The organism is Mesobacillus subterraneus, from assembly GCF_003937825.1.
Lineage (GTDB): Bacteria > Bacillota > Bacilli > Bacillales > Cytobacillaceae > Mesobacillus > Mesobacillus subterraneus.
Genome location: NZ_RSFW01000017.1, coordinates 130,131 through 143,668, shown reverse-complemented (window position 1 = coordinate 143,668; position 13,538 = coordinate 130,131). Strand labels below are relative to the sequence as shown.

Annotated in this window: 12 protein-coding genes; 7 read left to right on the top strand and 5 right to left on the bottom strand. The window is 41.3% G+C overall.

The genetic code is table 11. The annotated features are described in order from the left end of the window. Positions 1-466: 466 nt before the first annotated feature. Together EJA10_RS15185 and EJA10_RS15180 are read left to right on the top strand one after the other, a co-directional pair. Positions 467-2,389 (top strand): endonuclease MutS2, encoded by a 1,923-nt coding sequence (locus EJA10_RS15185; RefSeq protein WP_125480866.1) that lies wholly within the window; start codon positions 467-469, stop codon positions 2,387-2,389. A 447-nt stretch (positions 2,390-2,836) separates the two neighbouring features. After that, positions 2,837-3,673, top strand: coding sequence for a formate/nitrite transporter family protein (locus tag EJA10_RS15180; protein ID WP_125480865.1), 837 nt, complete (start codon positions 2,837-2,839; stop codon positions 3,671-3,673). Between the two features lie 44 nt (positions 3,674-3,717). Here EJA10_RS15180 and EJA10_RS15175 read toward each other — a convergent pair whose 3' ends face one another. Further along, a complete protein-coding gene (locus EJA10_RS15175; RefSeq protein WP_125480864.1) occupies positions 3,718-3,888 on the bottom strand; it encodes a XapX domain-containing protein in 171 nt (56 codons plus the stop codon). A gap of 216 nt (positions 3,889-4,104) precedes the next feature. Between EJA10_RS15175 and EJA10_RS15170 the strand changes: the two genes are divergently transcribed. The 3 genes from EJA10_RS15170 (at position 4,105) to EJA10_RS23445 (ending at position 5,789) form a co-directional block, all read left to right on the top strand. Then, a complete protein-coding gene (locus tag EJA10_RS15170; RefSeq protein WP_125480863.1) occupies positions 4,105-5,280 on the top strand; it encodes an MFS transporter in 1,176 nt (391 codons plus the stop codon). Between the two features lie 128 nt (positions 5,281-5,408). Further along, entirely contained in the window at positions 5,409-5,609 is a 201-nt protein-coding gene (locus EJA10_RS15165) for a YozQ family protein (RefSeq protein ID WP_211340580.1), read from the top strand. 21 nt (positions 5,610-5,630) lie between these two features. Continuing rightward, positions 5,631-5,789, top strand: coding sequence for a hypothetical protein (locus tag EJA10_RS23445; RefSeq protein WP_170169148.1), 159 nt, complete (start codon positions 5,631-5,633; stop codon positions 5,787-5,789). 32 nt (positions 5,790-5,821) lie between these two features. Here EJA10_RS23445 and EJA10_RS15160 read toward each other — a convergent pair whose 3' ends face one another. From EJA10_RS15160 to yhfH, 4 genes are all read right to left on the bottom strand, one after another. Continuing rightward, complete coding sequence (locus EJA10_RS15160; protein ID WP_246017813.1) at positions 5,822-6,862, bottom strand: class I SAM-dependent methyltransferase; 1,041 nt, start codon at positions 6,860-6,862, stop codon at positions 5,822-5,824. Positions 6,863-7,187: 325 nt separating this feature from the next. Continuing rightward, the gene (locus EJA10_RS15155; protein WP_125480860.1) at positions 7,188-7,442 is read right to left on the bottom strand and encodes a transcriptional regulator SplA domain-containing protein; all 255 of its coding nucleotides are present in this window, start codon (positions 7,440-7,442) and stop codon (positions 7,188-7,190) included. An 18-nt stretch (positions 7,443-7,460) separates the two neighbouring features. After that, positions 7,461-7,628 (bottom strand): hypothetical protein, encoded by a 168-nt coding sequence (locus tag EJA10_RS23440; protein ID WP_170169160.1) that lies wholly within the window; start codon positions 7,626-7,628, stop codon positions 7,461-7,463. A gap of 868 nt (positions 7,629-8,496) precedes the next feature. After that, positions 8,497-8,628 (bottom strand): protein YhfH, encoded by a 132-nt coding sequence (yhfH, locus tag EJA10_RS15150; protein WP_125480859.1) that lies wholly within the window; start codon positions 8,626-8,628, stop codon positions 8,497-8,499. Positions 8,629-8,984: 356 nt separating this feature from the next. Here yhfH and EJA10_RS15145 point away from each other — a divergent pair, with 356 nt between their 5' ends. Then, complete coding sequence (locus tag EJA10_RS15145; RefSeq protein WP_125480858.1) at positions 8,985-11,144, top strand: PAS domain S-box protein; 2,160 nt, start codon at positions 8,985-8,987, stop codon at positions 11,142-11,144. A 285-nt stretch (positions 11,145-11,429) separates the two neighbouring features. Further along, the gene (gene fdhF / locus EJA10_RS15135; protein WP_246017812.1) at positions 11,430-13,490 is read left to right on the top strand and encodes a formate dehydrogenase subunit alpha; all 2,061 of its coding nucleotides are present in this window, start codon (positions 11,430-11,432) and stop codon (positions 13,488-13,490) included. Positions 13,491-13,538: the final 48 nt, after the last annotated feature.

The window sequence follows — 13,538 nt, the reverse complement described above, 5'->3', positions numbered from 1 at the left end:
CACCTTTTCCGTGCCTTTGTCTAACCTTATTTAAATGAAATATAAACAACAGGTCAATAGAGAAAATGTGAACATTCTGTTTTACAATGTTTTTCAAAAAAATGGATGAATATGGGTTGACTAAAGACCTGGCTCAGAGGTAATCTATAGGTGAAGATAATTTTTCTATAGCAAGGAGTATGTTTTATGTTAGGTGTCGTTCTTAACTAAACCGTTAATTTAATACGGTCAGTCCAGATTCAAAAATATGCCTGCTCAGGGTCTATTTTGTTATGCGCTGGATTGAATGTTAAGAACAATGAACATAGTAAAGCATGCTTGATATCCGTAAGCAAAAGCTGTGTACATGTACACAGCTTTTTTTTTCGGGAAGAATCTGTCTGCAGCAACCCTGCCAGGCAATTTTAAAGCCGCTTTGGACTTTGTTTCCATTGCGGCTTTTTTATATTTTAAGGAGGAATAAAAAATGAACGAACAAACGTATTCAGTACTTGGTTTTGACCACATTAAGGAAACAATCAGCAGATATGCTTTAACCGAACTAGGAAGGGAAAAGGCTCGTGCGATGGAACCATCCACACACATCAAACAAATAACTTCATGGCAGGAGGAATTATCCGAAGCCATAGATATCCTCAAAATCAGTTCCAGCGTGCCAATCCATGGGCTGGAAGGTATGGGAGCTGTCATGAAAGGATTCAATAAGGGAGTACCGCTGCGCACTGACCAATTAGTCCAGTTGCTTTCTTTCCTGGAGGCTTGCAATAAAATGCGCCGGTTTATGAAGGATAAGGAATTTTATGCCCCAAGAGTATCTGCGTATGTATTTGGAATGGAAGATCTTCCTGAGCTTGCAGCAGAAATTCAAAGATGCATCCGCAATGGCCAAATCGATGATTACGCAACAAAGGAATTGCTAAAGGTACGAAAGCAAATATCCATTCAGGAAGAACGATTAAAGGAAAAGTTGAACCAGCTTCTTAAATCTGCAAAATTGAAGCCATATTTGCAGGAAGCAGTGATCAGCCAGAGAAATGGCAGGTATGTGATTCCATTAAAAAAAGAGTACCGGGGGAAGGTGAAAGGTTCGGTATTGGACACCTCTGCTTCAGGGTCAACGCTTTTCATTGAACCAGAAGAGATAGGAACTTTTCAGTACCAAATGGAATGGCTCTACCTTGAGGAGCAGGCAGAGGTGGAAAAAGTGCTTATTGCCCTTACTGGAATGGCAGAGGCAAAAGAGAGAGAAATCAAATTTGCCATGGAAACGATGGCCCATTATGATTTCTTGTTTTCTAAAGCGAAGTATTGCCGGGCGATCGATGCAAGTAAAGTAAAAATGATCGACGAACCGATGATCGTATTTAATGAAGCACGACATCCTCTCCTAGGCGACAAAGCTGTTCCCCTGACGATCGAGATCGGGACAGATTACCATGCGCTCGTGATTACCGGCCCCAATACTGGGGGAAAGACAGTCTCGATCAAAACAGCAGGACTGCTCGTCCTTATGGCGCAATCAGGACTGCACTTGCCAGTTACAGAAGGAAGTGTATCTGGCATATTCCATAAAGTCCTTGTGGACATTGGGGATGGCCAAAGCATTGAGCAAAACTTGAGCACATTCAGTTCACGGATTGTCAATATCATCGAGATTTTAAAGGAAGCAAATGATAAAAGCCTTGTCCTTCTTGATGAACTGGGGTCAGGGACTGATCCAGGGGAAGGGATGGGACTCGCAACAGCCATCCTTGAGAACCTGAACCATAAAGGGGCAACGCTCTTCGCCACTACCCATTACAGTGAAATAAAGGATTTTGCGGACCAGCATGAGGATTTCATGAATGGGTCAATGGAGTTTGACCTTGACACACTAAAGCCAACTTACCGGCTTCGCATTGGAAAAGGAGGGGAAAGCCAGGCTTTCGCTATTGCCCTAAAGCTCGGTGTTCATCCGAAACTCATTGAACGTGCCCATTCCATCACTTATAAGGAGGAGAAGAATTATTTGGATCTTTACGCAGATAATCCCGCAGCCTTGAGGGGGATGGAGCAGCAAATCATCGGCAACAGGCATAAAAGGAAGAAGCCTGCTCTTAAGAAAGAATTCCGTCAATTCGAAAAGGGGGACAGTGTCCATGTACTGACTCTCGGAGAGCTCGGAGTTATTTATAAAGGACCTGACAATCATGGCAATTATATCGTCCAGGTAAAGGATCAGAAAGTGGAGTGTAACTATAAGCGACTCAAGCTGAATATACCTGCTGCGGAACTGTATCCGGAAGGCTATGATTTCAATATCATTTTTGAAACCAAGGAGAATAGGAAGCTGCTGAACCAGATGGAGAAAAAATATGTAGACGGGAAAGTAATAAGGGATAATATTTGAGTTAGTTTGAAGAAATGAAGCCTTGTCGGAAGGCTTCATTTTCCCATTAGGCTGTTTTCGCATTGATTATTGCGTTTCGTATATTTACGCATTAACGAATTATGTAAGGCTTCGGGGCTCCTTTCTTACTGCTCCTTAACCAATTGGCTGTAAAAACTCGTAAAAAATTGGGATTGATTTTTTTTACTTTTGTGTCTGAAAGCAACAAAGTTTACGGAAGGAGCCTTTCATAACAATCAGAAACATGGAAGATAGGGGATTTACCCTACGCTCACAAACTTCGGTAGTTTTAATGAAGGTAAAATGCTTTCATTGCAGTGTTGTAATCGCTTTAAATATTGACATAAACTGTTCATCGAGAATTCTATTAACAAAAGGTCTCTTCAGGATTAAGATTAGAACATAAGTGAAATGTGATGTTTTTCACAAAAAAGAGAGGTCTTATCCATGAAAGAGCAGCCGATTGAACTGGCCATTGAAACAGCATTGAAAAAGAGGAAGTACTTGTCGGAATCGAAAGCGAGATACCTGCTGCGAGCGGCTTTGGCAGGTGTGTATATCGGTTTCGGCATCATGGTTTCGTATCGTCTCGGCGAATATTTTTATGATTCCCATTCACCTGCCACTCCAATTGCAAGCTCGATCTTCTTCGGATTGGCACTTGTATTGATCATCTATGGCGGCGGGGAGTTATTTACGAGCAATACCATGATGTTGACAATCAGCACTTTAAAAAAAGCAACGACCTGGAAGGATACATTGGAAAATTGGATCGCCTGCTATGCTGGAAACATGATGGGCGCCATTTTTTTCGGACTGATGCTCATGATGTCTGGATTGTTTGCATCGCCTGAGAAATCACAATATATGATGGAGGTAGTCAGCATGAAAATGAATACGCCGGGAACAGAGCTATTCATTCGTGCTGTACTTTGTAACTGGCTTGTTTGCCTGGCTGTATGGATACCGTTCAGTGTGAAAGGAGACGGAGCGAAAATTGTAGTCATGCTGCTTCTTGTTTTCGCATTTGTCGTCTCGGGGTTTGAACATAGTGTCGCGAACATGGTTTTATTCGCAATCGCAATCTTGGTTCCGCACCCTGATACAGTTACCATTGCTGGAGGAATATTCAATTTGATCCCTGTTACATTAGGGAATATTTTAGGTGGAGCCTTTTTTGTAGGAACTATTCATGTATACCTTCATTCTGCTAATACAGTTGACCAACTCTATAGTCAAAAGGAAGCTTCCCGACAAGCAGTCTACCGTCAGAAGGCCTTATAGCATCAAAAAATCCGCGGAGTCTCTCCGTGGATTTTGTGTTTTAATCAACCCTTAAAGGAATTCAAGATCCATTCCCCCACTAAACCGCCTAAATAAACCCCGACGATCCCAAGTACTCCGGCAAGGACAGGCGGTGCCGGAAGCGGAAGTTTGAGGAATTTGAAAAAGATGCCAACAGCCAAACCTGCAACTAAACTTAAAATAATTTCTTTCAATGGTTTCACCGCCTTTTATGGCAAAATGGTTTAATAAGATTGAATTATATAAGTGAGCAGACGTCTGATCACTTTGGAACAACATTATTTTACCATGACAATCCATAAATGAAAACGCTTTATATTTTCTTTAGTTTATATACAGGGAAAAAAACTATTCTTATATTAAAATAGTGGTAAAATATAACTCATTAATCAGTATGTGTGGGGGAAGTTATGGAGAAACACGTTAAACGGGACATTTTAACCTTACAGGGGTTTTATTTATTTGTTTTTTTTGGGATTGGCAGTTTATTTCCTTTATTAAGTGTCTATCTAAGTGAAGTAGAAAAGCTGAATGGGTACCAAATAGGAATCATTTTATCGATTGGTCCTGTGATCATGATATTCTTCCAGCCGTTCTGGGGGATGCTTGCTGACATGAAGAATCTGCATAACCGCCTTTTGACAATTACTACGATCATTACTGGTTTTTCCGCACTTGGTTACCTCTTTTTTGAAGGGTTTTTCCCTTTTATTATGGTGGCAGTTATGCTTGCTATTTTCCAGAGCGCAATCATTCCTTTATCCGATAGTATCTCATTAAAATATACCAGCAAGGCGGGAGTGAATTATGGAAATGTGCGGTTATTCGGCTCCCTTGGCTTTGGACTCGCTGTCTTCATAATGGGAAGGCTTTCCGAATGGAATCCGCAGGTGATTTTTTATGCGTTTTTCCTGACACTGCTTTTATCGGGAGTCTTTTCTGCGAAAATGCCAAAGGAAGCAGCAGAAAAACCAGCAGGGCTCTTGTCCGGGATGAAAGATTTAGTCGGAATGAAACGGTTTCTGGTGTTTCTTGCAGTAACCTTCCTGGTTTTTGGCCCGAACCTTGCAAATAATTTTTATTTCAGCCTGTTTATTGAAGATAGAGGAGGAACCTATACAGGAATCGGAATTGCTTTTTTAATTGCTGTTTTATCCGAGGTTCCTTTTATGAGGGCAGCCGGCGGCTGGATTCGCAGATTAGGACTTCTGCAAGTCGCAGTAATAGCTGCTGCGGTATCATTTGTTAGATGGCTGTTCTATTTTACAGAGCCATCGTTGACCCTTGTATATGCCTCAGCCGTCATTCAGGGATTTTCACTTGGGCTCTTCATTCCTGCAGGGCTTCAGTATATCAGGGAAATCACACCCTCCCATATTACCGCTACCGCAGTAACCCTCTATTCAGCTGTCGGGAATGGGCTTGGCAACTGGTTCTTTACATTCATTGGAGGCATCGTCTTCGAAGAATATAGCATCTACGGAGTGTATTTGTTTTTTGCTTTTCTTACATTAATCGGAGTGTTGTTGACCGTATGGCTTGTCCGGGATCATAAACAAATGCTTGTTCGGCAATCAAGTGATTGATTGCGCCCCCGTACTCCGGGGGTATTTTTTTTGCAAAATCATTTGATTCATGGATTGGGTTAAAGTTTTTGGATTTTTTCTTCTGTAATATCAAAAAATAACGTGAGCAGGAGAAAGGAGGGATATTCATGAAAAAAGAGAACAAAAGCACCGAACTTGCCGGCCGAATGTATGAGACAGCCGATTACAGCAGGAAGGATGAGCTTTCCAATGGACTGGCAGTCACACATGAACAGGCCAGTGATAGTTATATGGAAGGGGAAATCGGTGGAAAAATCGAACGGTCATCAGGGGCGAAGAAAGAAATGAATAACAGAGGTTATCAATAGATCGCTGGAAGAGGTGATACTGTGTCACATAAAGGTGAGTTCCAAAGCAATGGTGATCAATACAAAATGCCAAATGCTTTGAAGCAGAAAAAGGAATTTGTCTACCGTGTCGGCTACACTGCCAGTACTGGCAACCAGACAAACAATCAGCCAGAACCGGGCAAGCGCTCAGATTTATAAAAAAAGACAGGCTCCTTTTTCAGGGGCCTGTCTTAGCGAGGTTGAGCGATTATTCCATTATGGACTTTAATGTATCCATGCCTGAGTATATCAAGCCCGTTTTCATATAAATAAAGCCCCATTTGCTCAACCGTCATTAATTCTCGATACGTATGGTTCATGACATCAGCCATGATTTCGTAATACAATTTCGATTTTAACTGAGCACGAGGAGTTGTCATTATGATATATCCCCCTGGCCGCAGGAATTTCCGATGCCATTCCACTACTTCGCTCTTCAGGGAATCGGGAAAGTGCTCTAGTAGTCCGACGCTGAGCACAATATCAAATTCTTTTCCGAAGGGAAGCCTGCGAATATCTTCGACAACATAATGAACATTAAAATCGTTTTTATGATAAACCTTACTTCCTCCAGTTGAAGGATTCGTTCCAAGAAAGGGATATGACTCAGGGAAGTGGCCAAAACGGGTTTCCTTGCAGAATGGGTCATAATCCACTAATACGATTTCTCCTCCTGGATACATTGCACTTAACTGCATTGCTTCATAACCTTCTGCCGCCCCCAGGAACAGAATTCGTGGTTTAGACAGATCCAGGCCTTCAAAAAGAGCTCGTTTACCGCGTGGATCCCAAATACCATCCTCGATGCGGTGAGCATAATTCCATAGATGGATTCTTATCATTTCGCCTAATGCTGTTTTCGTTTCACTATAGCTAAAGTTCTTCAAGCCTTTCAAAAAGTTTTGTTTCGACTGATCCATTTCAGCAGGTACATCTTTTACGAACCATTCATGAAAAGACCGATTGAACATCTGCCAGGAGAGATGGGGAGGCAGTTCAGTCTGGTTGCTGGCTTCCCAGTCTTTCTTTTCACGTGCAAATGAAGTGACTTCATAAGGTTTTCCGACATCTTTCCAGCTAAGAAGGCTCCAATCATTCACAGTGTTTAATTTAACGTATTTGTTGTATTCTTCTTCGCTAAAATTTCGCAGGTCAATTCTGAAGGATGGTTCCAGACGGGAATCATCCAGCTCCAATGACGAGCGCGTCTCATATTGAAGCAATCCAATCACCCCAAACTAATTTTTATTGCTTATTAGTTCGTGTTTTGGCAAGTGAAACCCTTTGTTTATTCTGAAAATTATGTAAAAAAGCACATCCGGTTTCGGATGTGCTTTCCTGAAAGAGGATTTGTCGATTCAAAGCTTTCCACGTCGTATCACTTTGTTGGGGGTAAGGGTGCCTTTCTTTAGATAGACAAATCCACCTTCTAGTGCAGAGCCAATGACAAGTTTAGAAGAAGCTGACAAGACTTTCATCTGCAATCCCTCCCAATTGCGTATTGGCTTGCATTTAAATTTTACCCCTTATCAAGACGATAAAACCACCGATTCATACCTAATACGGTGGATTATAGGGATCCTCCGCTTCGAGATAAGCTTTTTCTGCAGCAGCTTGAGATGCGAACAGCGCGTCGTCGTCCTCAATGACGTGAAATGTTTCATTCAAAAACAAGGCAAGTGAGCTCGGGTCTTTCGGATGCTGGACGATTTCTGCTGCCTTAATGTTTGAAACGGATGGGACGTGAGGATTTCGATAAATCACAAACACTTCATCACCAGACTTTAAATCTTTTGGATCAATTAAATCCAATCAAAAAACCTCTTTTCGTTATAAGTTCTCATTTTGCTGCTTGATTTCATCACCTGTCAGGATGATATTTCCTGCTTCAAAGTCACGATGCTCATCAACAGATTCTCCTGGGACATATCTCTGGTTAGGCGCGTAATCCGCTTTGAATGTTTTTTGGTCATTTCGTGGTTCTTCTTTATTGGACATGGACTTCACCCCCTGATGGTTTTAGTTTTTGTATTGGCAAGCAGGATATACATTTTATCAGGGAGGGATTAAACCAGGAAATCGACACTAATTAGACACAAATGTAAGGGTTTACATTTGGATATGGGTGGTATAATAAAAGTGTAAAAAGAAAGTGCTTAACATCTTAGGAGGCTCAACCAATTGTGTTCGTTCCGTAGTGAACGAGAATTAGGTTTATTCCTGAAAAGTTTATTAGCTCAATCCGTAAGCTCAGTGACACCGACGTTTTGCACTAGGTTCCTCCATTCAACTTGAATAGGGATTTTTTCCAGAAGGTTTATTTCAAAAGGGGAAGAGTAGAAGTTCAGCCTATTATCCATTGATACGCTGAATGAAAGCACTTTACCAAAAGAGTATCAGTTTATCTATGATTACTTGGAAGAACCTGATCCTATGGATGAACCCCTTTATTCCGGGAGAATGCGTAAAGGGACAGTAAAGAGTGGAATTCGAAAAGACACCCATATAAAAATGGATGTCAAAAGGGTTGCATGGCGCAAGCGGGGAGAACAGCTAATAAATGAAAGGAATAATGAGTCTCTCGGTGATTATACCGAAAATGTGTTTGTAAAGGGTCTTCATGAAATCAGGGAAAACCTTTTCATGAAAAGACGCCTTTAATGCGGAACAGACACACATCGGCTATAGTAAGAGGATCATACAACTCAATAGTTCCAAAAAAGTTTTGGGCTGATGCTGGTTGGGTCTCCTAAGATGTTAAAGAGAAGCTCTCTATTGAGCTTCTTTTTTTTGATAATGTTGGAGTCCGGGACCCTAATCATATTCGGAGGCACCTTCCTGTATGAAGGTGCCTCATTTTATTTTCTTATTCTTCTCTCTTGGATAAGCAGCGATCACATTCCATTAGATAGGATTCCGCCTGTTCATGCATTCCTTCACCGCATTCTGGACATACCTTCTTTGGTAAATTACGAAAAAATTCAACCGGACTCATCATTACTAACTCCTCCTTTTATAGTACAATTTATTAATTACTTAACCTGTTATAGTACAGTATAAACATAAAAAACAAATTTGTGTAGACTTTTTTTCATAAAAATTTAAAATAGGTGTTTGTTCCCGTGAAATGGAATAAAAGATGTGGATATAGGGGGCATAAAGGGATATTTTTCTTACTGGTTTAAGTAAGGTTTATATTTATTTATGATGAGGAAGATCTAATACAATGAGACGTTTGATATGTCAATAATTAAAAGTGACAAAGTTATTACAAATTATATAAATACCCCTTTAATTATTATGGGATTTACCTTACAATCGATATGAAATCTTAAATAGGGAATGATGCCTAAAATGGATCATCTAGAATTATCTTTTAATCCAATTCTATTGCTTGTGGCAATTTTATTGACTGTCATGTCATCATATACAGCACTCGACTTATATAGTCTGATTAAGTCATCTGATCGGAACAAGAGGTTCCTCTTTTTAGGAGGTACTTTCTCACTGGGAATAGGAATTTGGGTGATGAACTTCTTTGGAATGCTTGCTTTGAACCTGAATGGTTCTATTTCTTATCAGATTCCTATTACCATATTGTCAATCATCCTATCCATTTCGTTTACCGCAATGGCGTTCTATACACTGACAGGGAAAATGGTGGGAAAGAGTAACCTGTTGGCCGGCAGCATCTTCATGATGCTTGCTGTCCTGGTTGTTCATATCATGGGTATGTACTCCATGAATCTTGAATTCAGTTATCAACCTGTAATTTTATTTATTGCCCTTGCGCTGGTATTTGTCTCCTTCTATTTTTCGTTCTGGATGCTTTTCTTCTCCAAAAGTTTTACCCTTGGAAATCACGGATGGATTAAACCTTTAAGTGCATTGTTTGTCACTGCGGCAATCGTGGAAGGTCATTTTCTTTTGACAAGAGCTTCGTCGATTAACATGGTAAATGGTGCTGCACAACAGAGTGGGATCCCCGAATCATTAATCAGTTATTTGATTGTTTTTATTTCCGTCCTTATTCTGGCGGGATTAATTGGCTCAAGTGCTTTGATCAGCAAGAGACTTGCTGTTTCGGATACAAACCTAAAGGATATTACTGATGCACTAAACGCTTCAGCCATTGTAGCAATCACAGACCCTAAGGGGAATATTACGTATATTAATGATAAGTTTATTGAGATATCGGGGTATAGTGAAGCTGAACTGCTTGGCCAAAATCACTCGATTTTGAATTCCAGCCTGCATTCGAAGGAATTTTTTAAGGAAATGTGGAGAACCATTGGTTCAGGAAAGGTTTGGAAAGGCGAAATCCGGAATAGAGCAAAAGATGGCTCGTTTTATTGGGTCGACACGACTATCGTTCCTTTCTTGAACAGTAAGGGCAGACCGTATCAGTATGTTTCGATCCGTTCTGATATAACACAAAGAAAGCAGGCTGAGTCCAGTCTCAAAGAAACACTCAAAGAGGTTAGTGATATTAAATTTGCGCTAGATCAGTCTTCGATTGTAGCATTTACAGATGAAAAAGGCATAATCAAGAGCGTTAACGACAAGTTCTGTGAAATTTCCAAGTACAGCAGGGATGAATTAATTGGAAAAGATCATAGCTTGCTGAATTCTGGCCTCCATTCCAAGGAGTTTTTCAAGAATCTCTGGAAAACGATTGGTTCCGGGCAAGTCTGGAAAGGTGAAATCCGGAATAGGGCGAAAGATGGCTCCTATTATTGGGTAGATACCACCATCATTCCGTTTCTGAATGATAAGGGCAAGCCGTATCAGTACTTGGCGATTCGAAACGATATTACGGAGAAGAAAAAATCCGAAGAAATGCTGCACCGCCAAGATAAACTGGCCGCTGTCGGTCAGCTGGCTGCAGGAGTTGCCCATGAAATAAGAAATCCTTTGACATCGATGAAGGGGTATGCCGAGTTCCTTCAGCTTGACGAAGAAGATCCTCAACGCCAGGAATTTTTGGGGATCATTCTTGACGAAATTGACAGAGTCAATAATATTGTCGAGGAATTCATGGTTCTTGCAAAGCCAAAGGCAGTGGAGCTCGAGGAGAAAAACATCATACCTATAGTACAGAATGTTGTTTCAATGCTTAAATTCGAAGCAAGAAAACGGAATGTAAAACTTGAATTTGATGCCTCTGAAGAAATCATCCAGATTGAATGTGATGAAAATAGGCTTAAACAAGTTTTCCTTAATTTCATTAAAAATGGAATCGAAGCGATGCCTGATGGCGGGGATTTGCGTGTGAAAACGGAAATTCAGAATGATAACGTACTTGTTTCCATACAGGATACTGGTGTTGGGATTCCTCCGGAAACACTGAAGAAAATTGGAGAGCCTTTCTATACGACAAAGAAAAATGGAAACGGCTTAGGTTTGATGGTCAGCTTCAAGATCATTGAAAGCCATAATGGAAAAGTCTATATCGAAAGTGAGCAAAATAAAGGAACAACATTCAAGATTATGCTCCCAGCAAAAACTGCATAAAAAAATTTTAAAAGACAGGAGAAATCCTGTCTTTTTGCTTTCATTAGGACTATAAGGCGCAGAAAGGGAGCGAATGTTTACTTTTGTCGATAAATTGTTGCAAATACGACAAAAAAATCTTTTGATTTTTCAACATCAGCAGGAAAATTTAGACTACTATGAAAGTATGAAAGCACTTTCATTTTGGTTATCCCGAGCTTCTTTCTGCTTCAGAAAAAACTCAACACAAAAGAAGAAGGAGCACCATTCGAGGATGCACTAATAAAAAACGCAGGAGGGGAAGAAATGACTTCAAAAAGCCAGGTTAAGACCGTCTGCGGCTATTGTGGTACAGGCTGCGGTCTTATATTGGAGGTTGAGGACAACAAAATAGTGAAAATCAGAGGAGATAAGGAGGCACCTGTGAACAAGGGACAGACATGTGTGAAAGGTGCGTTTGCTTATCAATATGTCCATGCCCCGGAACGACTGAATTCTCCCATGATCAGGAAAGCTGGCCAGCTGGTGAAGGTTTCTTGGCAGGAGGCATATGATTATATCTCCAACCGTCTGTCTGCTCTAAAAAAAGACTTTGGTCCAGATGCGATTTCGATGTTCGCCTGTGCTCGGACAACAAATGAATCAAATTATATTACACAAAAATTCATGAGGACTGTGATCGGCAGTAATAATATCGATGGCTGTAACCGAACCTGACACGCTCCTAGTGTCGCCGGTCTGGCGACTGTGTTTGGAAGCGGGTTCCCGACGAATACTCTGGAAGATATTGATGAAGCGGAAGTGTTGTTATTAATGGGTTCAAACACTACTGAAGCCCATCCGATTATCGGCAACAGAATAAAAAAGGCGGCCAAAGGAGGTCTCCAAATCGTTGTCATTGATCCGCGAAGTATTGATATGGTCAAATCGGCGCACAAGCATTTGCAAATCAACGTCGGTACGGATATTGCCCTTATTAATGCGATGATTCACGTCATCATCAAAGAAGGATTATATGATCAAGGGTTCATTGGCAAGCATACAGAAGATTTTGATGCATTACAGGCAAAAGTAGCTCGTTATACACCTGAATATTCTGCGGAACTCACTGGTCTATCTGCTGAGGAAATTGCAGAGGTGGCGAGAATGTATGCCACTTCCAGCAAATCCATGATTGCTTACACACTGGGGATTACAGAGCATCATTGTGGGGTGAACAATGTGTTCGATATTGCCAATCTCGCGCTCCTTACTGGACAGATCGGCAAGAAAGGTTCAGGCATTATGCCGCTGAGGGGGCAAAATAACGTCCAGGGTGCGGGCGATATGGGATGTCTGCCCAACCAGCTTACAGGTGCGGTGAGTTTGCTGAATGATGATTACCGCCAGCGGTTTGAAAAAGCCTGGAATGTAGAAATCAGTCAAAAAGTGGGAGATACCCAGACAAGGACATTCGACAAAATTGAAACAGGAGAGATTAAAGCCTTATATTGTATCGGTGAAAATCCACTCCTCGCTGATGTCCATATGAATCATACAAGAACATTGTTAGAGAAGTTGGATTTGTTGATTGTACAGGATATCTTCATGACTGAGACGGCAGAAATGGCAGATGTCGTATTGCCGGCTAAGTCCTGGGGTGAAGTTGACGGAACATACACAAACACAGACAGGCGAGTCCAGCGGGTACGGACTGCAATTGAAGCCCAGCCAAATGTCAAAGAGGATTGGGAAATTCTCTGCGACTTATCTACACTGATGGGATATCCAATGAGCTATCAATCAAGCGAAGGAATATGGGATGAAGTAAGGGAGCTTGCGTGGGAGATGTATGGCGGAATCACATACGCGCGCCTGGAAAATGAGTACGGCATCCATTATCCATGTCCTGATGAATCACATCCAGGGACAAAGATCCTTCACGAAAGATTCCATGCTGATAAAGAAGCCGAGAGACGTTCAAGTTTCGTGCCCGTAGATTTTACGCCGCCTCTGGAAAAACCGGATGAACTTTATCCTTTCACATTGACAACAGGCAGACGTTACGAGTCATACAACACACATACCCAGACCAGGCATTACGCTGCTGGTGTAAAAATTAAACAAACAGAAGAGACGCTCGATATCCATCCAGTGGATGCAGCACGCCTGAACATCAATAATGGTGATCTTGTAAAGGTCAGTTCAAGGCGCGGCTCCCTGACAGTAAAAACTAAGATCACAGAACAGGTGGTTCCTGGACTTGTTTTCATGAGCTTTCACTGGTCAGAGGTGCCAACCAATGTCCTTACCTTGAATGAATATGATCCTATCTCTGGAACTGCAGAGTTCAAAGCGTGTGCAGTCAAGATTGAAACAATCGCATAAAAAAACAGCTAAAATCCCTCGAGGGTTTTAGCTGTTTTTATTTAGGCA